Genomic DNA, 21,020 nt, shown 5'->3' with positions numbered 1-21,020 from the left:
AGTAGTACCTTCGTGATTAGGTCCAATCTCGGGGAAATACTCTGCGCGCCGGAACGATTGTGTTGGACGCAAGGATGCGGACACCTCGACTTGGCCAATGTCTGCTTTCGGACGCCGTGCCCTGTTCCGTAGATGACTGGGTTGGGTCGATACCTCCCGGAGCGGTGACGTCTGCTTCCTCCCCTTGGGCAACCCAAAGCCGTCCGTCAGGAAGCGGCCTTTGCGGGCCGGAGGAACGTCTGGTCCAAGAGATCATCGAGGATGACACGATCAACCACGGGCAATGAGTTCAAGTTTTCACCGCGATGTCACATCTGCCGAACCTGTCTCGTCCCTGTGGCATGACGAGCATGTTGTGATCCTGACTGGTCAGAATCACGCGCGTCCCACGGAAGGGATGACGATGACTGCTACAGTAACTGCCAATGCCGGACGAACCGATCCGGAATATGCCGGCCCCCCCGCGTGTGAGAGGTGAAGAGTTAGTGCCCTCGCGCTATGCGGTGCGGATCGGTGAGATCGACGTGCTCGTCGTCAGCGATGGCGTGCTGCCGCTCCCGACCAAGATGTTGGGACACGACGTCGATCAGACCGAAAGGGCGGCTTGGCTGAACGAGATGTTCCTGCCGACGGACGCGTTCGACTGGTCGCTGAACGCAGTTTTGGCCCGCAGCGGCGATCAGACCATCCTCATCGACGCTGGGCTGGGGCTGGACCCGAACCTGAACCTGCCGCGGGCCGGGCAGCTAGTCGGGCGATTGGAGGCCGTCGGTATCGATCTCGCGTCTGTGACGGACGTAGTGCTCACCCACATGCACATGGACCATGTCGGCGGCCTTCTCGTCGATGGCGTGAAGGAGCGGCTGCGCCCGGACCTGTGAATCCATGTGGCGGCGGCTGAGGTCAAATTCTGGGAAGCGCCCGACTTTACTCATGTCGACGTGCCACAGGGTTTTCCTGACGCGCTTCGGGCAGCAGCCAAGAAGTTCGCGCAAGTGTACCGCAGCCAATTACGGCTGTTCGACGAGGAGCACGAGGTCGCACAGGGGGTCATCGTCCAGCGCTCTGGCGGCCACACTCCCGGACATAGCATAATCCGCATGGCATCCAGCAGCGACCGGCTGACATTTGCCGGCGACGCCGTATTCACGGTCGGATTCGAGCATCCCGGCTGGCACAACGGCTTCGAACACGATCCCGAGGAGGCAGCTCGCGTTCGTGTCCGGCTTCTGCGGGAACTGGCGGCGACCGGCGAGCAATTGATCGCCACGCACCTGCCGTTCCCGTCCGTCGGTAGGGTCGCGATTGATGGCGACGCTTTTCGGTGGGTTCCTGCGTACTGGGACTACTGAGGGGGCGTGCCGAGATGGTTGTCCGTTGAAACCGGAGATCGCCCACTCGTGACTCGTCGGCGATCGTTCATCCTCGGGACTTGTCCCGAGCATTTGTTTCCGTGCGATCCCATGTGGTCCCGGGCGTCGCGAACTGGAGCGGCTTCTGTCTAGCCGCCTCCTGTCCGGCGCATGACAACATCAACTTCTCACCGACCCGGATCGGGCGCATCTATTTCCCACGCCGATGTCACACTGTGACGGGCGCTTCTCGTCATGACTGCGACCGTCCCGATGGGACTAGAGTCGAGATGGAGCATTGCATGAAGATCGTCGTTATCGGCGGCACTGGGCTGATTGGCTCACAGGTCGTCGCCAACCTGAGAAATGCCGGCCACGAGGTGCTCGCGGCCTCCCCCAATACAGGGGTGAACGCAGTCACGGGCGAGGGACTCGCGAATGCGTTGCAGGGTACCAGCGTCGTCGTCGACGTCGCCAATTCGCCCTCCTTTGCCGACGACGTGGCGATGGACTTCTTCGTCCGCGCTGGACGGAACCTTGCGGCGGCTGAGAAGGCTGCGGGCGTAACGCATCACGTGGCGCTCTCGGTGGTCGGGACCGAACTCCTGCTCGATAGTGGCTACTTTCGCGCCAAGCTTGCTCAGGAGGAGCTGATCACCTCGGCGGGCGTGCCGTGGACGCTGGTCCGCGCTACGCAGTTCTTCGAATTCGTCGGCACGATCGCGAGAGCAGCAATCATCGACGGCGTTGCGCGAGTGACCTCCGCCTCAATCCAGCCGATCGCATCGGCCGACGTGGCCGCGAAGGTCGCCGAGGCTGCGCTTGCGCTACCTCAAAACGGCATGACCGAGATCGCCGGCCCTGAGCGGCTGCCGATGGTCGAGTTGGTGAAGCGCCATCTCGAGGGCATCGGCGAAACGCGTACAGTCATCACGGATGATACTGCACTGTATTTTGGAATCCTCCTCGAAGACCGCTGGCTGACACCCACCGGTGACGCGTGGCTGTCGGAGCGGCGCTACAGCGACTGGCTGGCGGCGCAGTCGGACCGCACGGCCTGAGGGACGCTGCCGATGGATGCGGCCTACGTCTCGGCGAGGCAGAGCCTAAGTCACGTAGGCGATCAGCGAAGTGACGTAGGTGCCATCGGTGGTCACTGCCTCAGCATTCGAAGCATCCACCTCGTTGCCGATATCGTAGACGTCGAACGTCGCGTTGTTGCTGCAGTGGCTGACATGACCGAAGCCATGACGAGCCAATCCCAGGTCGCTGTAGATCCGGCACGCAGCGTCGGCGGGGGAAGTGGCTTCGACGGCGCACCCAAAGACGTCGCCAGTGCGTGCGTCGATGATGACGTAGAGGGGCAATGCGATTCCTGGGCGTCGATCGGAGCCTTTGTTTCTCTCAGGGAGAGCAAAGGCGGAAATGAAAGAGGCCCGCACGGCGAACCGGGCGGGCTGAGGTCTCGGTGCGTGACTTGCGGACTATCAGCAGTTATCGTCCTTGCCGACGCCCTGATTGGCACCAGCATTATTCATAGCGCCGACGGTGCCGGGAGAAGCAGGTTGGTTGCCGCCTGCCGTATTCTTCGCAGCTGGATCTTCCTTGCCCTTGTCCGTCGAGGCTTGCTGCCCGACGCCCTGGTTGGCGCCTGCGTTGTTCATAGCGCCGACGGTACCCGGCGAGGCCGGCTGGTTGCCGCCCGCGGTGTTCTTGCTGGACTGGTCGGTCGCCGAGCTCTGCTGGTTGGACGCTGAGCCCTCAGGAGCATTACCCTTCGCAGCACCCGTATTGCAGGGAGCAGCAACACCCAGCGACGCGGAGAGGAGAAACGCGACTGCGCTCGCAGCGATTGCAGATTTCATTGGATTCCTCCGATAGTTATTCAGAGAAAATCAGGTGGAGAAGGCAGGAGTTCCCGGCAAACCGAAACGCGAGACAAAAAGAAAACCCGCCGGGCCGAACCGGGCGGGCTGAGGTTTTCGCTCAGCAGCGCAATTCACCAAAATCGGCTACGGGACGCCTGATCCATTCGGGGGAGAAGCCAGTGCCCGCATCTCGGGAGCGACAGCTTCCGGTCGGCTCGCCGTCACAACCTCTCTTGAGGAGCGGTTGGCCATGGCGGAGCGACGTGAAAAGGCAGTACGCATGGTCCTGCGCGCTGGATCGCCAGCATTCGGCCGTTCGGCTTCAACAAACAGCGGTTCAAGCGCTGCGTGCGAGAAGAGGGCGAGGCGACGCCTCAGACCGGTCCGGCTTCAGCACGCCACGAGGTGTTGCATCACGAGGCACGGCGCGTGCTGCGCGAGGTTCGCTGAGCCCAGACACAACAAAGCTCGCCCACGTCAGACAGACAGGACTGGCTCTGAGGTCGAGCAGCGACTTGAGTGGCTGGGGGCATGATTAACCGGGTTTCCAACGGCAACGTTCAGCTCGATCGTTTCTGATCGCGCTGCGCAACGAGCTTGCGAAGCGCCGCTCGAATGTGTGCCCGAACCAGCTTGTCTGAGTCTTTGGCAACCTCAGACCGTGGACCATCTGTCGGTAAGGCTTCAGTTGACACGACTCTCACACTCTTACGAGGAGATAAGTAGGCGCCCCAAGCGACACTATACGGCAGACCGTTCCAATGATTTTACCGTACAGTTGCGCTGGCCCTGCGAAGAGGCTGCACTGCGAAGCTAAACGATCGCAGCTTCTCAAGCCGTTATTCCGCCCGAGAGACACCATCAGCGCGGCTTTCGGCTCGTTGCTGAGCGAGTTTGTGACCGTTGCATCGGATTCACGCCGCCACGCGCGCCACCTGATTGATCATCTCCATCAAGGCTACGCGAGCGCGGCTCACCCGGCTTTTTACAGTGCCGACTTGGCACGCCAACAGGGCGGCGGCAGCCTCGTACGTCAACCCCTGCGCAGTCACGAGCATAAGTGCCTCACGCTGTACGGCCGGGAGCCGAGCGACCAGGGACCAAACCTTCTGCAAGTCCATGCCATGCTCTTGGGGCGGTAAAGTCACGAGCTGTGCGGCGGCGTTCCCGTCGGCATCTTCAACCTCACGCTTGCGCCGGCGGATGTCGCTGTAGAAGTTGTTGCGCATGATGGTGCACAGCCACGCCTTCAGGTTGGTATCCGGCGCATAGCGGTGTTGGTTCGCCCAGGCCTTCAGTACCGTGTCCTGCACTAGGTCGTCGGCCTTGGCGGCGTTGATCGTCAGCGACATCGCGAAGGCGCGTAGGCCTGGCAGTGCATCGACCAGCTGGCGCCGGAAGGCTTCGACATCTTCGGCCCGCTGTGCACCTAGGGCCGCCTCAAGCCGCCCGATCAGCTCCAGGAGCTGCGCGGGCTGGGGCTCCGCTATCACAAACCCGTAAAGCGCGCGCAGCTGGTCGCCGAGGTGTCGGCGGGTCGGTGCCGGTAGCTCACCCGTGCCATCGGTGACACGATCCTTGACGCTCGTCATCGTTTCTCCCCCACTTCCGGCGCTAACCTTGACCGGAACAAGCGGCAAGGTCGTGCGGGAGCTTTTGGCAAACTCTTGCTGAACATTTCCTAACGGCTAGCCGTAGTAGCGGTATTCGATAAGGCTACCGAAACATTCAGAAATATTAGGCCAGCGCAGCGAAGGGGGTGGCTAACATAATCAGTGTCGTCAGCGATGTTACGAAACCAACCGCAGCGCCTAACGGCGCCGCAAGCTTTGCTTTATTCTGCGTAGTCGGCATCATTGCGCCCTCGATCAACATCACGCTCCGCGAAGTCAGGTGGCCTCGCCAGCTGCTGGACTGACGAGGCCGTACGTGGCTGCTTAGCCGTGGTGCTTGATGATGACCTTCTTGCCGCCGTGGTGGTGGTGGAACAGGCCGTGGTGATGGCCGCCATGCTTCTTGATGATGATGGTCTTGGCCGATGCAGGCGCAGCTGAAACGACAGCGGCGAGCGCCAGGGCGGGGATCAGTGCAAACAAGGTCTTCATGGGCGGTCTCCTTTCAAACCGCGCCAGAACGGCTACGCTCGCAAAAGCGTTCCCACTTTTTTGCGTCGCGGTGCTTGCCAACGACTGGGCGCCGTAGCTGCGTGCTCAAGCTCCCGAGCTGGGGCGAACGCGATTTCACGGCCGAGGTCAAGGATGAGAAAGATCAGGTCGTTTCCCACTGCACTCTGTCGTTTCACGGGGCGTGGAAATGTTGAGCACCTGGGAAGGCCCGCCAGCGCAAACGCCGGCGGGCAACCACCACTTAATTCTTGAACTTGCCTTCGTACTTGAACTCAGGCGCTGCCTTCAGCTGGTCCTTGCTCGCATTCGCCGAAGCCTTCCACTTCTTGGCGCTCTCGTCATAGGTCAGCGCCACCGAAGAAGGGTCGATGGCGACGTACCGTTCGCCGACACCGAGGAAGCCTCCAACAGACACGATGTAACCGACGAGCTTGTTCTGAGAGATCGCGAGATCCTTGATCTCAGCGACCGTGCTGTTCTGGCCATCAACCAGGGTGAGGTTCTTGAGATTGTAGCTCAGCACGGTATCGGCCGGCAGGTTAGCGGTCTTAATCTGCGCCGGAGGGGTCAGGGGCTTTGCGTCTTCGGCAAGCGCCGGAGCAGACAGAAGCGCTAAAGCTGCAAGGGACATGGTGAGGCGGCGCATACAAAATCTCCGTGACCCAGAATGGGCGCTCAGAAATGAACAAGCGCAGCGTTTCGTTCACGGTTTGATTGGCCGCAACATACGCGAAAGATCGGCTGCTTGATGCATGATGAACCCGGCTCAGTGGGTGCCGGCCGGGCTCTTCGTGCGCGTACCTGATGCTCGGATCAGGCAATGCGCTTGGTTGACGGACCCTTAGAAATCTTCCCAACGGTCCCCACGCCAGTAGCCGCGACTCTCATGCTCGCGCCAGCGGACATGCGGACCGGCGGTCCAGCCATCCTCGTGGATGACCACGCGCGAGCTGGCAGGATAGTCGTATGTCTCTTTTGCGTGCCAGCAATCGTCGCCGACGCAAACCACGCGGGCGGAAGCCGCGGTCGCGATTGAGGCTGCACCTAAGGCGAGGACGGCACCTATCGCGAGTCGGTTAAGTTTGGTCATGGCCTATTTCCCTCCGTCGGTATTACGGACGGCACGAAACGGGTGCCGGTGCTGGACCGTTCCTGAATTGTTGAGCGATGACGCGCAGCCCTCCTCGCCGCAATATGGCTCTGCACTAAATGGCAAAGTACGCCGAATAACAAAAAGCCCGCCGCGGCGAACCGGGCGGGCTGAGTTGGGCTTTCGGCCTTTCGGGAGGGCCGACCGAATGACGCCCGCAGCAGCGTTTCATTCCATGATCAGGACAAAAGAATACCCGCTCCGGCTGTCATCGGGCGGGCTGAGGATATTCGCGGGAGTGATGCACTCTGGGCGGATTATGGTTAACGGATGGTTAATCCGGATCGCCCCTCGCTGGCACACAGGGTGCCTTCATGTTCTGAAGTACAATCTGCCGTTGCCCCAACAGCAATGCACCCGATTGTAGATGCCCTGGCGAGAAGACGCATTCAGTGCGCTTGACAGGCTTGGCGGTGACAGTATGCCTGGGCAGATGGGGAATGCGATCTCCTCACGAGGCTAAGGCCGAAGCATCGCGTCCGCTCTGCACCTTCTGCAAGGACGCGTCATGGCTACGCCCAACACCATCACGATTGATAAACTCGACCGTCTGATCGGCACTGGAGCCTGCCCAGTGCTGGTTGATGTGCGCACCGATGACGCCTTCGCAGCGGACCCGCGCCTGATCCCCGGCGCTGTTCGTCGTGCGCCGGACACCATGGCGACCTGGTCGGCCCAGCTGCAGGGCCGCACGGTCGTGACGATCTGCAACCACGGCCAAAGCCTCAGCCACGGTGCAGCGGCCTGGCTACGAGAGGCCGGCATTGCCGCCGAGGCCCTGGAGGGCGGCTTTGCTGCCTGGGCCGAAGCGCAGCTGCCAGCGGTGCCCGCCGCAAAGCTACCGGACCGCGACGCACAGGGCCGCACCAAGTGGGTCACCCGCTCTCGGCCGAAGGTGGACCGGATCGCCTGTCCCTGGCTGATCCGACGCTTTGTGGACCCGTCCGCTCTGTTTCTGTTCGTGCCGCCAGCCGAGGTCCGCGAGGTCGGCCGGCGCTTCGGAGCGGCGCCCTTCGACATCGATGAGCCGGACGTGTTCTGGAGCCATCGCGGCGACCTCTGCACCTTCGACGTGATGGTGGAGGAACTGGGCTTGGCGACGCCGCCGCTGTTGCAGCTCGCCGCGCTGGTGCGCGGGGCCGACACCAACCGGCCGGAGCTGGCACCGCAAGCCGCCGGCCTGCTGGCCGCCTCGTTGGGCCTGTCGCGGATCTATGCTGATGACCTGGCGCAGCTCGATGCCGGCATGACGCTCTACGACGCCTTCTATCGCTGGTGCCGCGACGCGACCGCGGAAACCCACAACTGGCCCACCAACAAGATCGGGGGTGCCCGATGAGCGGCGCGACCATGACCGCCCCGGCAACACAGCAGGTCAGGGCGCTGCCGGCGCACGGGGTCTCTCTAGCAGAAGCCTCCAAGGTCTGGGCCCGCATCGCCCTGCTGAGCTTTGGCGGTCCAGCCGGCCAAATCGCGGTCATGCACCGCATCCTGGTCGATGAATGCCGCTGGATCGGCGAGGAGCGCTTCCTGCACGCGCTCTCCTACTGCACGCTGCTGCCGGGTCCGGAGGCCCAGCAGCTCGCCACCTACATCGGCTGGCTGATGCATCGGACGCTCGGCGGCCTGATTGCCGGCGTACTGTTCGTGGTGCCCGGCGTGATTGCCATCATGGCACTCAGCCTGATCTACGCCGCCTATGGCAACGTCGGCGTGGTCGGCGGCATGTTCTTCGGCCTCAAATGTGCGGTACTCGCCGTCGTGCTGCAGGCGGTGATCCGGGTCGGATCACGTGCCCTTAAGAACCGCGCGATGTACGCCATCGCCACCCTGGCCTTCGTGGCGATCTTCTTCTTCGACGTGGCCTTCCCCCTGATCGTGCTTGCGGCCGGCGTTGTTGGCTACCTGGGCGGCCGGCTCGGCTCCGCCGCATTCAACGCGGGTGGGCACGGCAAGGCCAAGGGGCCGGTGCTAGCGGATGCCGATAGCCTGCTGGGCGTCGAGGTGCCGGCCCATGCCCGGCCGAGCACGGCTTGGTCGCTGCGCATCAGCGCCGTGTTCCTGCTGCTCTGGCTGCTGCCCGTCCTCGGGCTGCTGCTCGCGTTCGGCAGCGGCAACGTCTTTGCCGACATCGGCGTGTTCTTCTCCAAAATGGCGGTGGTGACGTTCGGCGGCGCCTATGCGGTGCTCGCCTACGTCGCGCAGGCGGCCGTGGAGACGTTCGGCTGGCTCAAGCCCGGCGAGATGCTGGACGGCCTCGGCATGGCCGAAACCACGCCCGGCCCGCTGATCATGGTCACGCAGTTTGTTGGGTTCATGGGGGCATTTCGGGCACCGGGGCTGCTCAATCCCTACGTCGCCGGCATCCTCGGCGGCCTGCTGACCACCTGGGTCACATTCGTGCCCTGCTTCCTCTGGATCTTCGCAGGGGCGCCGTATGTCGAAGCCTTGCGCGGCAACCGAGCGCTTTCTGGCGCTCTGGCAGCGATCACGGCGGCCGTGGTTGGCGTGATCCTGAACCTGGCGGTCTGGTTCGCACTGCACACCTTGTTCCGCCAGGTACACACCCTGCGGCCGGGGCTTGGGCTGAAGCTCGAATTGCCGGTGCTAACGAGCGTGGATCTGACGGCGCTGGTCTTGGCAACCGCTGCGATCGTTGCTGTATTCCGGTTCAAGGTCGGCATGATTTCAACCCTGCTCGCCAGCGCGGCGGCTGGCGTGCTGCTGCACCTGACTGGCACCCTCGGATGAACAGGGCTCGTACGAAGAGAGGCCCACCGCTGGAGCAAGGTTGCGTAATGGCTGATGCAGCGCAATCGCTACAGCGGCTTCGGTCCTGGTCAATCGAATGCGGTCTTTCGATGCATAACACCGGCCTGCTTGATCCCAGTGCGCTTTCCGAGCGTTGGCTGGTTCTGGATGCTCGAAGTGCCGAGAACTATAGGCTCGGTCATTGGCCACGTGCCATTCGGGTGCCCGTCACCGATTGGGAGACAATGGCCAAGCAGACGAATACGGATCTAGCCCAGGACCGGCATTGGCGCGGATCGATCGGTGCCCTTGGCATCGACGGCCGTAGGCCCGTCGCGGTTTACGATGATGGGCGAATGACGGAAGCTGCCCGGGTCTGGTTCATCCTGCAGCACTTTGAGTGGCTGCCGCCGTCATCGATGGCGGCTGGCCCCTTCTAATGATGCAGCCTGGCGGTCCTGTTGATACGCAGGTAGTGGAGCCAATGGCGGTCACGCTCGACACGCCATCAACAGCGCATGCGACTGTGGGCCTGGTGACCCGCCAGGATCTCTGCAATCAGCTTGACACGGAGACACAGATCCTCGATGCGCGCACGGCTGCTGAATTCGCTGGCGAGGATCTGCGCAAAAACGCCCGCGGTGGGCACCTGCCTGGTGCGAGGCGGATTGGCCACGCCGGCCTGCTGACCGCCGAAGGCCGCCTGAAATCCCCGACGCACTACGCGCCATGTTGACCGGAGCAGGCTTTGTTCCCGGCCAGCGTCTGGTCACACATTGCGACGGCGGCGGCCGTGCAGCTCTTGCCGCACTGGCTGCAGTGCAAGCCGGCTTCACCCAGTTAAATGCATACTACCTCAGTTTCGCCGACTGGGCGAAGGACGAGAGCTGCGCACTCATTCAGGGCTAGGCGGTGAGGGCCGTGTCACCGTCTTGCTCGGGAGCTTGCTTGATCGTCGCTCCGCAGACGGCCATCAGAGCTCGCAGATCATCGAGGGCTGCGTAAACCTCTGCCAGGTTCTTCAGGCCGCGGCGGCTGAGACTATCGTCATCCGCCCGCACGATGTCGATGTCGAAGCGTCCATCCGTGCACTTCGAGATCCGGTAGAAGACAGGGCGAGCCATGCCAGCAACCTTCTGCTCGCCGCTGCGAGTGAGAGGGTTCAGGCTAGCCCGAACCCTCTCGTTCAAAAAAGTTACATCAGCGCGATGTCGCGCCACCGGACTTCGAGCCAGATCCGCCAGTGGAGCTGCCCGAACCGGAACGCATCGAGCCCGTGTCGCTCTTCTCGTGGCCGGGGGCATAGCCGGAGGCACCAGGGCTACCTGCCTTGCTTCCTTTGTCCTGCATCTCATGGCCCGGCGACTGGGACGATGCACCAGGTCCCGAGCTTTTCTCGACTGCCAAGGCGGCTCCCGTCAGCGCGAGCGTGGCCGCGAAAGTCATGATGGTCCGCTTCATGTCGTTTGCTCCCTTCCTCTCAAGAGGTAGGCGCCCGAAACGACATCATCAGCACGACCGTTCCAAAAAACTTTGCAGTCAGACGTCGAGGCGAGGCCGATACCTGCTCCTTTGAGGATATTTCGCACTGTGTATCTGCGCTATTTGGTCTTTGTTTCATAGCACCGGCCCCTCATCGATTGCCGCCCTTCGCGAAGGGTGAAATCATGCAACTGGGACAGTTTCTCTCGGCCGACGGCTGGTGACGGGCAACGATCTTGGAGAGTCGGCGCCGCCTTCCGGTAATGCCACGGGCTCGACGTAGGGGTAGCCTGACGTTGTTGGTGGTGAGGACGAGCGTCACCAGAGGCGAGGTTGGCTCATGACTTTAAATCAGAATTTAAGGAAAATCGGCCGAGCGACCCTGTAAGTCTCATTTGGAGCTATCACGGTAGACAACTTACAGATGGAGGGATGAACAATGGTAGATCCCGACTTCGATAGCGACTCGGCGCATTCGGCCATGCTATCGACTATCGGAATATTCTTTAAAGCGCTGCAAGAAAAAGGCGCAATAGACGCGACCTCCGTCATTGACGAACTGAGACAGACAGCCGTTGGCCATCGTCAATCCGGCTTTCCAAAGTCAGGCAATCTACTTGGAAAAATTGCTGATTATCTTGAAACGGCCGCGGCACAGACGCGGACTGCTCGGGCGCAAGACGCCGCGGATCTCAACCAGCGCAGTTAAACGGTGCGCGGAGCATCATTCATCACCGCCGGGCTGGGCCAATTCCAGCGGCGGATCCAGCCCGACGCCTTAATCCCCGTGCGCCCGATCGCTCTGAGCGAGTGGCCCGACCCGTGGCCTCCGCCGTTGTGACACCGTTCGGTGAGATCCCGGACGACTTCGCCGGGAGCCTGCAGGCCGGCTGATTGCGGTAGTGGGCGGCTATGTAACTTGGCCTGTTTGACCCTCTACAGGGTTCAGGGTGAGGCTGCGCGATGACGCTGTTCGAACATAAGGTCGACCGGCCGTGAGGCGCTTGGCGCGTCGTTTCTTTTCGTGCTCAGGGCAAAAAAGAGCTCGCTCCGGGGAACCGGGCGGGCCGAATTGGGTCGAGTGGCCTTTCGCGAGGGGCAACTGACAGACGCTCGGCACCTCGTTTCATTCCATGATCAAGAGAAAAGATGGGCGATTATTTAGCTCGCAAACTGGTTAGGCTTGAGTGCACCCGAGGTGCTAGGCCGGCATCAGACGCCGAGGCCTTCTCATGCACAACCACACTATCGAAGCCTGGACCCACGAGCACGTCTTTCTCGGCGCAAAGCACGACAGGCACGCACGTCGTACATGGGCCGTCGTGGCTCTGACTGCGGCTATGATGATCTTCGAAATCGTTGGTGGAACGATCTACGGGTCAATGGCGCTCGTCGCCGACGGCTGGCACATGTCCACGCATGCCGCCGCTCTAGGCATCGCGGCGCTCGCCTACCACTTCGCCCGCCAGCATGCATGCGACCGTCGCTTCTCCTTCGGCACGGGCAAACTCGGTGATCTCGCCGCCTTCGCCAGCGCCATCATCCTAGCCATGATTGCGCTCTGCATCGCTATCGAGAGCGCGGACCGATTGCTGCACCCGGTCGCTATCGGTTTCGGGCAGGCTCTGCCGATCGCCGTCGTTGGCCTTCTTGTCAATTTGGCCAGTGTTTGGCTGCTGCACGACAGCGATCACGGACACGACGATGGCCATGCGCATCACCAAGCCCACGACCACCACGAGCATGGCCATTCACACGGCGAGCATGACACGAACTTTCGCGCCGCCTATGTCCACGTATTGGCCGACGCTCTAACATCGGTTCTGGCGATCGTGGCGCTGTTGGGCGGTCGGTATTACGGACTGACGTGGCTTGATCCGGTCATGGGACTCGTCGGCACGGTCGTCATTGCCGCGTGGTGTCTGAGCCTCATCAAGTCGGCGGGCGCGGTGCTGCTCGATAAGGTGCCATCCAGCGGTATCGAGGATGAGGTTCGGCATCGACTTGAGGTGGAGGGTGACCGGGTCGCCGATTTGCACCTTTGGCAGGTTGGCCCAGGCCATCAGGCCGTCGTCATCTCGATTGTCAGCGATGCTCCGCAGGCGCCGTCCGCCTACAAAGCGCGGCTCGCCGGCATCGATGGTCTCAGCCACGTCACCGTTGAAGTGCAGCCCTGTCTGCATCACGCGGCAGCAGCTTAAGGCACTTCGTTCACCTTTGACGGTGACTTCGCTGCACCGTCATGGCCTTCGCCAGCGGTGTCGGTTTGGCGCTGATCGGGTTGCTGGGGCATCGGTGAAACCAAAAAGCCCGCCACGGCGAACCGGGCGGGCTGAGTCGGGCTGATGGCCTTTCGGGAGGGCCGCTCGATAGACGCTCGCAGCAGCGTTTCATTCCACCATCAAGACAAAAGAAAACCCGTCCGGCGAACCGGACGGGCGGAGGTTGCGCCGGCAGTAAGTGTAACCGGCGCACAGATATTAGTGATGCAAGTTCTCAGTTCGGTCCAGATACGACAAAGCCCGCACCGGGAGTTCAGCGGAGCTGGCTCTGAAATCGGGCGATGGTGAGAGGAGCAAGATTGCCCGAGCCCGGAGAACCAAGATCACTGCCTTTAGCTCGGGGCCGCCAGCGGGCCGTCTGTAATCGGACAGCGTCAATCAGGATCGCTCCTCGCCGCGACACAGGGGGCTTTCATGATCTGCTCGGGTGTATCCTTCAGCCATCGCATCATCGCCTGCCTGCTACAATTGGGAGGGACTTGGCAGGCAGCGCGAGACCCTGCCAGTCAAGCAGCACCAGCTAAGCGGTCATTGTCGGCGAAGTAACCTTCAGGCTTTCTGCGCCGAGTGATAACGGGCAGACATAGCCTGGGTGAACTCGGCCATCGTCTCGCGGAGATCGACAGGTTCGAGAACTTCGATTTCGGGGCCGAATCGAAGGAATTCGGATGCTGCATGCCAAGACGTCTTGCCAGTCGGAACTCGTGCAATCCGCCAGCCGTCTGTATCAGTCTTGTCGTCGAGCTGCATGCGCGCCTTCACATAGGATTGGCTCAAGGCGTTGAGCAACGTCACGCCTAAAGGCGAGACGCGGACGACCGCCATGTTGGGATGCATCTCGGTCTCCATCCGCAGTGTTGCTTCCTGCCAATAAGCGGCGAGATCAAAATTTTTGGGTCGGTCAAAGCCGGTGTCGAGCGGCGTGCAGTGGAGCACACGTGCAATCCGATACGTCCGCACCGTGCCGTCAGCTTGTCCGGCGAGGTACCAGCTACCGCCCTTGAGCACCAAGCCGAGGGGCGCGACACGGCGCTCCTTCTGCGAGCGCCAGCTCTGGTAACGCATGTCAACCAGCGTTCCACGCAGAACCGCACTGGCAATGGCTCGTAAATTGGTCGGCTGTTCGGCCTCCCCGAACCAACCCGGCGCATCGAGGTGAAAGCGTTCCTGCATTCGGTCGGCATCTCCTCGCAGATCTGCCGGCAACGCGGTCATGAGCTTGTTTTGCGCGGCAATCATTGCTGCATCTAGCCCCAGTGCAGCGGCAGGACCGGGCAACCCCGACAGGAATAGCGCCCCCGCCTCGCTCGGTGACAGGCCATTCAAGCGGACGCGATACCCGTCGAGCAAGCGGAAGCCACCCTCAGGCCCGCGATCCGCATAGACCGGAACGCCGGACGATGAGAGGGCGTCAATGTCTCGATAAATCGTGCGCACGGACACTTCGCACGCTTCGGCTAGCTCCGTCGCGGTCACCCGACCCTTGGCCTGCAGGGTAATGAGGATCGATAGCATTCGGCTCGCGCGCACAGCCTCCCCTACCATACCTGACATACGATGTCAGGTATGGTCTGTTACAAGCCACCGGCAGCTGAAGTAGCCACAAGGAGTGTATCTTGAGCGATCCGGAACGAGTGACCCTGTATTACTCGCCTCAAACCCGAGCCACTGGGACCCGGGTGCTTCTAGAAGAGCTGGATGCGCCGTACGACCTTCATGTTCTTAACATGAAAGCCAGCGAGCAGCGGGAACCAAGCTATCTCGCAGTCAATCCACTCGGGAAGGTGCCGGCGATCAGATACGGCGACGCGTTTGTGACGGAGCAGGTTGCAATTACGATTTATCTCGGTGACTTATTTTCGCAGGCAGGCCTCACGCCGGCGCTGGGCGATACGCTGCGCGGCCCCTATTTGCGTTGGATCGCCTATTACGGCTCCTCGTTCGAGCCGGCGTTGATGGACAGGTTCATGCAACGCGAGCCGGCTCCGGTTACGCAATCGCCCTATGCTGATTACGACACGATGCTCGGCGCGCTTGAGGTGCAGTTGGCGAAGGGACCGTATTTGCTCGGGGAGCGCATGACCGCCGCAGACATCCTGTGGGGTGTTGCGTTTAGCTGGACCATGATGTTCGGAATCGTGCCGAAGAAGGATGTTTTCGTCCGCTATTCCGGGCGAATTACCTCCCGGCCGGCGTTCCAGCGGATCAATGCGGCTGATGCGGAGATGGCAGCGCAGCATGCTTCAGCCGCTTCCACCTGAATAGTCACTCATAGGTTCAAGAGGCCGACGCCGTAGACGCGAGCCTGGAGCTTTGTTGGCCTGCGTCTTCATTGCTGTGAGGCTTGCCGGCTTAGTAACTCTCTTAGTAGAGGCTGCTACAGGCAAGTTGAGGAATCGCGACGGACATCGTGCATTGGCAGACACACCACAACAGCATCCGTCCGCACTCTTCGCTGGGCTCACAGCCGACTGCGCCAGAGATCGTAATCTGGCCAGTTGAGCCAGACGGCTCAGCACCATCCGCTCGCGCCGCCATCGTCACGGTGATGAACGCGCTCGAGACGAAGTTCGAAGGCTGGGAGGAGGCTGCGCATCCGGCGACGCGGGACACGCCGCTCTGGGCCGCGAACTCCGGCCGCATCAGCGAGACAGCGATTGTGGACGTGCAGGAGCGCGGGGCGATCGTCTACATCGTGACCGCGTTCGTGGATTGACGCGATCTACTCGTCCTGCGCCAGGTCCAACTCTCTTCCCATCTCCCGCATCCTCATATGCGTAGTGCACAGGCCATCGAGCGTCGCAGCGTTCTTGCAGCGCATTTCGACTGTTTTCGGAACGCCCATGCGCACGCCATTACGCATCGGCGGAACCAGCGTCGCCATCTTGACCACCCGACAGCGCGGCAGCTTCGGTTTTCTGGATTGCGGCGTGAGGGACATGGGATCTTTGGTGAACGACGCCTGATAGATTTGTTTGATCGCAACGAAAAGCCCACCAAGCGAACCGGGCGGGGCTTTGGTGCATCATCGTCCTCTAAGGAAAAAAAGCTAAATAAGAATAATGACCGGGATCGGAATCCCGATTAGCCATAAGAGCAGTGCCGGTGAGCACTGTGACCTCCTAGGTGCGGCACATACCATTTTGCTGCAAAGAAGCGTTAAAACGGGGCAGGCGCACGAAGAAAGCCCGCCGCGGCGAACGGGGCGGGCTGAGTTTAGGGCTCGCGGCTAGGCCGATCGGGTTGAGGCTTCGCCGCGCCGGATCCGTAGCAGCGGCTCAAAGAGGTCGGTATCGTTCCGGCGCAGCACGTCACGAAAAAACCTGCTCCAGCTTTTGCCGGGTGGGCTGATGCCTTTGGACGGAGTGCGATAATCCGCCGATCCGGGGCTATCGCCGTCACCGTCAAGCAAAACCTGCAGCTGCGCTTAGCGCGCTTGGGTGCGTGCCGTCTGCGGCCCTACCAAGCCTAGATCGACAGTCGGTGCAGCGCAGTTCCTCTCTCGTCTCGAATGACAAGCGTCCAACCGTCACCGTCGGCCAGCTCGCCTGTTTCGCGCAGCTCATCGATACTGAGTTGGGCTTGCTCGATCGCGATTGAGAGACTGCGCACCTCGACGCCATCCTCGTCACGGATGGCCTCGGTGCCCTGTTCCAGGTCGAAGTGAAACCGCGCAGGCACCGTCTCCTCCCAGTCTTAGCTATTGCGCCTTATGAGGGCGAATTGTCTCGGTTACCTAGATTAAGCAAGCCGTCTACGGATTGTTCAAGTTTTCACCCCGTACCCACCGCCTACGTAATCAATGTCCGCTTGATTTTTTTGGGTACAGTGACTTACAAACAAGGGCTAGCAGCGGAGTACGATGTCGTGTTTCAGACAGGCGCATCCGACATTTGGGCCCATTCGGAGACAGCTCCCGAACCTCTGAATCCCGTACGAGAACATATTCGCAAGATACTGCAAAGGTTTGCCACGCATCTCGCTGGAAAGCGCCGAGGCGATGGTTCCTGATTTTTGTTTCTGATGGTTACCAATTCGTAAATAATTCAACACTTGCGGTGACGCGAAAGCCGTAGCCGTTATTCGCCTGTGGTTTCTCTCGGCCAGATAGTCTGTGGGGGTTCGCGGGTCGCCACCCGCCGCGACGCAGGGCGCCTTCATGCTCTGGTGTCGCGGCGACGCACGGTAGGTCGGTGTGACACCGCGCGCTGTACTTCTGCAGCTTGCAATCGCCGAAACTGGAGACGGGCTAAGATGCGGGAATTCGCGACTAAGCCGCGAGTTGAGCGGGGACCTAGCATCTGTTCATGCGATGACACCGGTGGCAGAGTGCAACCATCATTCGCCGGCCGACCAGGGCGCGAACGGCGAAGGGGCTTGCGTACCCTTCCTCTGCCCTCGAGAGCGCCATGACCCTCTCTGCAGCGCCACCATATGACTCGGTGCACAACCGCCTGCTCGCGGCGACAGGTGCCGATAATTACGAATGGTTGAGGCCACAGCTCGAACTCGTGCCCATGCGTGTCGGGGAAGTGCTCATCACCGCCAATAATCCAATCGAGCACGTCTACTTTCCCGTCCGCGGCTTTATCTCCAAGCTCGTGCGGACGTGCGAAGATCGCGCCGAGGTTGGCTTGGTAGGCCGCGAGGGCTTCGTCAGCACCGCTGTTGCCCTCGGCACGCGCCTATGCCCGCACACCTCCGTGGTGCAGGGAGAAGGTGAGGCACTGCGCATGAAGGCCAGCGCACTGCAGGCAGCTCTCGCGGAGCAACCGACGCTCTTCCGACCATTCGGGCTTTACACTCAGGCATTCATTGCCCAGCTCTCTCGCTCCATCTACGCCAATGCCAGCTTTGGCGTGGAGGCTCGGCTAGCGCGGTGGATATTGATGGCCCATGACCGAGTCGAGGGCGATGAGCTTCAGCTGACCCATGTCTTCCTATCGGCAATGCTAGCCGTGCGACGTCCCAGCGTGACTGTAACCATGCACGTACTCGAAGGTGTCGGTGCGATCCGAAACACGCGCGGACACATGATTATTCTCGACCGCGCGAAACTCATCGATCTGGCAGGCGACTCCTATCAAGTCGCCGAAGACGAGTACGAGCGCTTGATGGCAGAGGCCTAGCCGAACGCGCCATTGTGTGGGTCATCGAGCCTCAAGCCAGCGAAGGTCAGCGTTGCCGTGTACACGGTCGCTCCTTTCTCATTGCGGACACGTATCGTGTAGGCCTGCGTGTCGCCGTCTAGCGGAATGCTCCAGCGCGCAATCTCCGGAAGCGTTGCCATGGCCTCCCGGCGCACCTCCTCAAACGTAGCGAATTCGCTGCCGACGTCATCACGCTGCAGCGTGCTATTATAGATATCAAAGAAAAAAAGCGGCATTTCGCCTTCTAACGTCAGGGCGGAGTTCGGTAGTCTCCTAAGCGCCAACGCCCGAATGCTCAGTTGGCGATACCCGTCAATCTTGCCAGCGCTTCAGTGTTCCGAACTTGCCTTCTACGGCATTCCGCCATCCGAGCCGAGGACGACGTTTGGCTGCAAAAAGGCCTGCTCGGCAAACGGGCGGGCTGATGTCGTCATCGTCGGCCGCCTCGCGCGGGCGGCCCGTGGTCGTGCTTGTCCAACACTTCCGTGAGCCGCTGGATCACCTGCGTGAACTGGGTGACGTGCTGAGCCTCTTCGGAGGCGATGCCGGTTCTGATCGCTGCCGTGAGATCCTTGATCGCTGCCGTGAGGTCGGCCGCTGTCATGCTATCGAACAGCGCCGTGGCTGAGCCTTGCGCCACATCGCGCGCCACCTCCGGCTTCATGGCCTCGGCCTTCTGCGTCTCGATGCGGCGGTCGAAGAAGGTCTTGAGGAAGCTGGTGAGCGGCACCAAGAGGGCGGCGGCTGCAGCGCTGACGGCGACTATGATCGCGGGCCAGGAGTCAAGGTGTGGAAGAGGGTCGGGGGGTGCCGCCACCGTTCTGCCTCCTACGTGCTCTGAACCCGAACGTGTCTTCTGCGGCCATGTCGCTGGCCGCGCGCGTGGAGGCGTGCAACTCGGTGAAGGCGAGGATGGTGTAGACGGCCACACCTGTGGTGATGGGCGGGGCCGGGAGCAGGAAGCCGAGTGCGATGGCGAGCTAGAACACGAAGCCGGCGAGGCAGCCGAGCGTGCGGATGAGAGATGTCTCTCGCCCCCGCCGTCCGTTCACCCACAAAGCGATCAGGCGGACCGAATCGAAGAACAGGCACAGCGCTCCCGCTTTCCATTCGCTAATGACGGACGCGATGACGCGGAAGCTCTCGTTGCTGAACGTGTTGGTCGGCGCGACGAGGACGAGGCCGACGCCAACTGCGATCAGAGAAAGCCAGATTTCCGCCCAACGGGTTTGCCCGTAGCGCACGGCCCGGCGGATTCGGTCATTGATGACCGGATCGGGGTCATAGACCAGCATGCGGGTGCCGCGCGAAGGGTTGCGGACCGTGTAGGGGCTGTGAGGCATAAGAAGAACGCTGCGCGGATCTTGGTGACGATGTCCGCGGCCAGCAGGACCGCTTTCACGACCAGGAAGACGCCGATCGCCACGAACACGAGCGACTTGTGCTCCACGAGGAAGCCGGCGATTGCGGTGGCGTAGCCGATGCCGGTTTGCACACTGCCGGCGACGTCGTTGACCTTGCCCGCTGCGGTCTGCACTTGGTCGAGCAGGCCCGATCCGCTCGCGACCGCCGTCGCGAGGCTGGCAACGCCCGTTCCGCCGAGCCAGCCGAGCGGGTTGAACAGCTCGGGCTTCGCGGCAACTGCCTTCGTCATAGGTAGTGTGGCGCGCTCGACCGAGACCGGCCGCTGGGACATCTTCGGGAGAGCGGCGAGAAAGGCAGCGTCAATGCCCCCGTATCCGAGGTTATTGTCTTTGCGAGCCTGCGCAACTGCACTCTGCGTCAGCGGCCCATTGAGCCCGTCGAGGAGGCGCTTGGTGTAGTAGGCCCGGTCGCGGAGCTGTTTCTGCACATCGTATAGGGCTGGGTCGCCCTTCAGCCCCGGCCGCGAGACCTGTGCGGGTTCGGGTGGCTTCTTGCCGAACAGGCGACCGAGCCAGGACTGTGAGGCGACAGACGGGCCGGGTACCGTCTCGACCCGTGACGCCACGACCACAGCCGATGCATCAGGTACCGTGAGGACCGGCGCTGCCCGCATGGAGTTGAGCGCCCGCTCCACCTCGGCCGCGCCGATCAGCGAGTGGTTGAGGCCGTCACCGGCATAGTAGCTCTGCCCGCGCTTGACCGAGCGCTTCTGGCCCTTCGTGTCGGCGAGGACGGGGAACGAGGCCCATTCCTGAGCGATGTGGAGGCCGAAGGTCGCGACGGACATGCTGCCCGCCATGAAGGCCGCATAGCCGCGCTGCTTGAGGAGCTGATAGCCCAGCGCATCCTGGAGCGCCGGGGTCATCACTTCGGAGCCGGTCAGACCCAACGTCTTTTTCAGAGCCGTGAGCGTGGCGGCCATGAACTGATACCGGCCCGCCGCGCTGGAGCCGTAAGCCTTCGTGCGACGGGGTCCGTCCGCGATCACTTCGTCGATCGTCATGGACGTGATGGACTTCGGCATCGAGGCTTGGTGATTGCCGTAGACCGTGTCGTAGCCTTTGGGCGCCTCCTTCGATGCGATGAAGTCGAGGAGCCGTTTGGCGGGGGCGGGAGGAGGCGCCAGCATGGGCCTTACTCCGGCTTCGCGGGCTTGACGGCTCGGCCGAGCCATTGCCGTCTGGCGCCGGATCGGTTGCCGGCAGATCTTCACAGCGACCGATGATCTCGAACACTTCGGCGCCGTTCTCGCCGTCCGAGCCAAACGCGAGGGTGGCAAGGCGCAGCAGATCGACCGCCGCAATTTTGCGAACGTCCATTTCAATTCTCCACGATGTCAGGATGCTCGGCCTGCTCGGCCTGCTCGGCCTGCTCGGCCTGCTCGGCCTGCTCGGCCTGCTCGGCCTGCCCGGCCTGCCCGGCCTGCCCGGCCTG

The 21,020-nt window shown here is 61.9% G+C and carries 23 protein-coding genes and 1 pseudogene; 11 read left to right on the top strand and 13 right to left on the bottom strand.

Going from position 1 to position 21,020, the window contains the following annotated elements:
- The first annotated feature begins 425 nt into the window (after positions 1–425).
- Positions 426–1,352, top strand: a pseudogene (locus tag MGN01_RS21475) (MBL fold metallo-hydrolase).
- A 302-nt stretch (positions 1,353–1,654) separates the two neighbouring features.
- Entirely contained in the window at positions 1,655–2,413 is a 759-nt protein-coding gene (locus MGN01_RS21470) for an SDR family oxidoreductase (protein ID WP_147048856.1), read from the top strand.
- A gap of 45 nt (positions 2,414–2,458) precedes the next feature.
- Here MGN01_RS21470 and MGN01_RS21465 read toward each other — a convergent pair whose 3' ends face one another.
- From MGN01_RS21465 to MGN01_RS21450, 5 genes are all read right to left on the bottom strand, one after another.
- A complete protein-coding gene (locus tag MGN01_RS21465) occupies positions 2,459–2,719 on the bottom strand; it encodes a hypothetical protein (protein ID WP_147048855.1) in 261 nt (86 codons plus the stop codon).
- Positions 2,720–2,839: 120 nt separating this feature from the next.
- A complete protein-coding gene (locus MGN01_RS21460) occupies positions 2,840–3,217 on the bottom strand; it encodes an exopolysaccharide production protein YjbE (protein WP_147048854.1) in 378 nt (125 codons plus the stop codon).
- Positions 3,218–4,134: 917 nt separating this feature from the next.
- Positions 4,135–4,812: a sigma-70 family RNA polymerase sigma factor gene (locus MGN01_RS21455; RefSeq protein ID WP_147048853.1), complete on the bottom strand. Its 678-nt coding sequence runs from the start codon at positions 4,810–4,812 to the stop codon at positions 4,135–4,137.
- Between the two features lie 345 nt (positions 4,813–5,157).
- On the bottom strand, positions 5,158–5,325 hold the full coding sequence (locus MGN01_RS23795) for a hypothetical protein (RefSeq protein WP_170246099.1): 168 nt from the start codon (positions 5,323–5,325) through the stop codon (positions 5,158–5,160).
- Between the two features lie 262 nt (positions 5,326–5,587).
- Positions 5,588–5,992 (bottom strand): PRC-barrel domain-containing protein, encoded by a 405-nt coding sequence (locus tag MGN01_RS21450; protein ID WP_147048852.1) that lies wholly within the window; start codon positions 5,990–5,992, stop codon positions 5,588–5,590.
- Between the two features lie 1,012 nt (positions 5,993–7,004).
- On the opposite strand from MGN01_RS21450, the gene MGN01_RS21440 reads away from it, so the two are divergent.
- Genes MGN01_RS21440 through MGN01_RS21425 form a run of 4 tightly spaced genes read left to right on the top strand, consistent with a single transcriptional unit; the run spans position 7,005 to position 9,983 of the window.
- Positions 7,005–7,835, top strand: coding sequence for a chromate resistance protein ChrB domain-containing protein (locus tag MGN01_RS21440; protein WP_147048850.1), 831 nt, complete (start codon positions 7,005–7,007; stop codon positions 7,833–7,835).
- Positions 7,832–9,247, top strand: coding sequence for a chromate efflux transporter (chrA, locus tag MGN01_RS21435; protein WP_147048857.1), 1,416 nt, complete (start codon positions 7,832–7,834; stop codon positions 9,245–9,247). The genes MGN01_RS21440 and chrA overlap by 4 nt, the downstream gene beginning before the upstream one ends.
- Positions 9,248–9,294: 47 nt before the next feature.
- The gene (locus MGN01_RS21430) at positions 9,295–9,687 is read left to right on the top strand and encodes a rhodanese-like domain-containing protein (protein ID WP_170246098.1); all 393 of its coding nucleotides are present in this window, start codon (positions 9,295–9,297) and stop codon (positions 9,685–9,687) included.
- Between the two features lie 44 nt (positions 9,688–9,731).
- Positions 9,732–9,983, top strand: coding sequence for a rhodanese-like domain-containing protein (locus tag MGN01_RS21425; protein ID WP_147048848.1), 252 nt, complete (start codon positions 9,732–9,734; stop codon positions 9,981–9,983).
- 169 nt (positions 9,984–10,152) lie between these two features.
- On the opposite strand, the gene MGN01_RS21420 is transcribed toward MGN01_RS21425, so the two are convergent.
- Together MGN01_RS21420 and MGN01_RS21415 are read right to left on the bottom strand one after the other, a co-directional pair.
- Positions 10,153–10,371: a hypothetical protein gene (locus MGN01_RS21420; protein ID WP_147048847.1), complete on the bottom strand. Its 219-nt coding sequence runs from the start codon at positions 10,369–10,371 to the stop codon at positions 10,153–10,155.
- Positions 10,372–10,447: 76 nt separating this feature from the next.
- Positions 10,448–10,708 carry a hypothetical protein gene (locus MGN01_RS21415; protein WP_147048846.1) on the bottom strand — a complete coding sequence of 87 codons (261 nt, stop codon included), beginning with the start codon at positions 10,706–10,708 and terminating at the stop codon, positions 10,448–10,450.
- A gap of 460 nt (positions 10,709–11,168) precedes the next feature.
- On the opposite strand from MGN01_RS21415, the gene MGN01_RS21410 reads away from it, so the two are divergent.
- Complete coding sequence (locus tag MGN01_RS21410) at positions 11,169–11,438, top strand: hypothetical protein (protein WP_147048845.1); 270 nt, start codon at positions 11,169–11,171, stop codon at positions 11,436–11,438.
- 523 nt (positions 11,439–11,961) lie between these two features.
- Entirely contained in the window at positions 11,962–12,930 is a 969-nt protein-coding gene (gene dmeF, locus MGN01_RS21405; protein WP_147048844.1) for a CDF family Co(II)/Ni(II) efflux transporter DmeF, read from the top strand.
- A gap of 630 nt (positions 12,931–13,560) precedes the next feature.
- Here the strand turns inward: dmeF and MGN01_RS21400 are convergent.
- Positions 13,561–14,541, bottom strand: a complete 981-nt coding sequence (locus MGN01_RS21400; RefSeq protein ID WP_147048843.1) for a helix-turn-helix transcriptional regulator — start codon at positions 14,539–14,541, stop codon at positions 13,561–13,563.
- An 86-nt stretch (positions 14,542–14,627) separates the two neighbouring features.
- On the opposite strand from MGN01_RS21400, the gene MGN01_RS21395 reads away from it, so the two are divergent.
- Both MGN01_RS21395 and MGN01_RS23790 read left to right on the top strand, forming a co-directional pair.
- Entirely contained in the window at positions 14,628–15,272 is a 645-nt protein-coding gene (locus MGN01_RS21395; RefSeq protein WP_147048842.1) for a glutathione S-transferase family protein, read from the top strand.
- Positions 15,273–15,559: 287 nt separating this feature from the next.
- On the top strand, positions 15,560–15,727 hold the full coding sequence (locus tag MGN01_RS23790) for a hypothetical protein (RefSeq protein ID WP_170246097.1): 168 nt from the start codon (positions 15,560–15,562) through the stop codon (positions 15,725–15,727).
- Positions 15,728–15,733: 6 nt separating this feature from the next.
- Here the strand turns inward: MGN01_RS23790 and MGN01_RS21385 are convergent, their stop codons facing one another.
- Both MGN01_RS21385 and MGN01_RS21380 read right to left on the bottom strand, forming a co-directional pair.
- Positions 15,734–15,952, bottom strand: a complete 219-nt coding sequence (locus tag MGN01_RS21385) for a hypothetical protein (RefSeq protein WP_147048841.1) — start codon at positions 15,950–15,952, stop codon at positions 15,734–15,736.
- 527 nt (positions 15,953–16,479) lie between these two features.
- Positions 16,480–16,692 carry a DUF6894 family protein gene (locus MGN01_RS21380; protein WP_147048840.1) on the bottom strand — a complete coding sequence of 71 codons (213 nt, stop codon included), beginning with the start codon at positions 16,690–16,692 and terminating at the stop codon, positions 16,480–16,482.
- 728 nt (positions 16,693–17,420) lie between these two features.
- Between MGN01_RS21380 and MGN01_RS21375 the strand changes: the two genes are divergently transcribed.
- Positions 17,421–18,140, top strand: coding sequence for a Crp/Fnr family transcriptional regulator (locus tag MGN01_RS21375; protein WP_147048839.1), 720 nt, complete (start codon positions 17,421–17,423; stop codon positions 18,138–18,140).
- Here the strand turns inward: MGN01_RS21375 and MGN01_RS21370 are convergent.
- The 3 genes from MGN01_RS21370 to MGN01_RS21355 all read right to left on the bottom strand — a co-directional run bounded on the left by MGN01_RS21370 (position 18,137) and on the right by MGN01_RS21355 (position 20,715).
- Positions 18,137–18,397, bottom strand: a complete 261-nt coding sequence (locus MGN01_RS21370) for a DUF6894 family protein (protein ID WP_147048838.1) — start codon at positions 18,395–18,397, stop codon at positions 18,137–18,139. The genes MGN01_RS21375 and MGN01_RS21370 overlap by 4 nt on opposite strands.
- A gap of 194 nt (positions 18,398–18,591) precedes the next feature.
- Positions 18,592–18,978 carry a hypothetical protein gene (locus MGN01_RS21365; protein WP_147048837.1) on the bottom strand — a complete coding sequence of 129 codons (387 nt, stop codon included), beginning with the start codon at positions 18,976–18,978 and terminating at the stop codon, positions 18,592–18,594.
- 381 nt (positions 18,979–19,359) lie between these two features.
- Positions 19,360–20,715, bottom strand: coding sequence for a lysozyme family protein (locus MGN01_RS21355; protein WP_147048836.1), 1,356 nt, complete (start codon positions 20,713–20,715; stop codon positions 19,360–19,362).
- Between the last annotated feature and the right edge of the window lie 305 nt (positions 20,716–21,020).

Source organism: Methylobacterium gnaphalii (assembly GCF_007992215.1).
GTDB classification, from domain to species: domain Bacteria; phylum Pseudomonadota; class Alphaproteobacteria; order Rhizobiales; family Beijerinckiaceae; genus Methylobacterium; species Methylobacterium gnaphalii.
This window is presented reverse-complemented; position numbering and strand designations above follow the sequence as displayed.

Bases quoted from the DNA above. Each gene is read 5' to 3' on its own strand.
- MGN01_RS21455 (WP_147048853.1), bottom strand. From the start codon at position 4,812: ATGACGAGCGTCAAGGATCGTGTCACCGATGGCACGGGTGAGCTACCG.
- MGN01_RS21410 (WP_147048845.1), top strand. From the start codon at position 11,169: ATGGTAGATCCCGACTTCGATAGCGACTCGGCGCATTCGGCCATGCTA.
- MGN01_RS21430 (WP_170246098.1), top strand. From the start codon at position 9,295: ATGGCTGATGCAGCGCAATCGCTACAGCGGCTTCGGTCCTGGTCAATC.
- MGN01_RS21370 (WP_147048838.1), bottom strand. From the start codon at position 18,397: ATGCCGCTTTTTTTCTTTGATATCTATAATAGCACGCTGCAGCGTGAT.
- MGN01_RS23795 (WP_170246099.1), bottom strand. From the start codon at position 5,325: ATGAAGACCTTGTTTGCACTGATCCCCGCCCTGGCGCTCGCCGCTGTC.
- MGN01_RS21415 (WP_147048846.1), bottom strand. From the start codon at position 10,708: ATGAAGCGGACCATCATGACTTTCGCGGCCACGCTCGCGCTGACGGGA.
- MGN01_RS21440 (WP_147048850.1), top strand. From the start codon at position 7,005: ATGGCTACGCCCAACACCATCACGATTGATAAACTCGACCGTCTGATC.
- dmeF (WP_147048844.1), top strand. From the start codon at position 11,962: ATGCACAACCACACTATCGAAGCCTGGACCCACGAGCACGTCTTTCTC.
- MGN01_RS21355 (WP_147048836.1), bottom strand. From the start codon at position 20,715: ATGCTGGCGCCTCCTCCCGCCCCCGCCAAACGGCTCCTCGACTTCATC.
- MGN01_RS21385 (WP_147048841.1), bottom strand. From the start codon at position 15,952: ATGTCCCTCACGCCGCAATCCAGAAAACCGAAGCTGCCGCGCTGTCGG.
- MGN01_RS21460 (WP_147048854.1), bottom strand. From the start codon at position 3,217: ATGAAATCTGCAATCGCTGCGAGCGCAGTCGCGTTTCTCCTCTCCGCG.
- MGN01_RS21375 (WP_147048839.1), top strand. From the start codon at position 17,421: ATGACCCTCTCTGCAGCGCCACCATATGACTCGGTGCACAACCGCCTG.
- MGN01_RS21450 (WP_147048852.1), bottom strand. From the start codon at position 5,992: ATGCGCCGCCTCACCATGTCCCTTGCAGCTTTAGCGCTTCTGTCTGCT.
- MGN01_RS21420 (WP_147048847.1), bottom strand. From the start codon at position 10,371: ATGGCTCGCCCTGTCTTCTACCGGATCTCGAAGTGCACGGATGGACGC.
- MGN01_RS23790 (WP_170246097.1), top strand. From the start codon at position 15,560: ATGAACGCGCTCGAGACGAAGTTCGAAGGCTGGGAGGAGGCTGCGCAT.
- MGN01_RS21470 (WP_147048856.1), top strand. From the start codon at position 1,655: ATGAAGATCGTCGTTATCGGCGGCACTGGGCTGATTGGCTCACAGGTC.
- MGN01_RS21425 (WP_147048848.1), top strand. From the start codon at position 9,732: ATGGCGGTCACGCTCGACACGCCATCAACAGCGCATGCGACTGTGGGC.
- chrA (WP_147048857.1), top strand. From the start codon at position 7,832: ATGAGCGGCGCGACCATGACCGCCCCGGCAACACAGCAGGTCAGGGCG.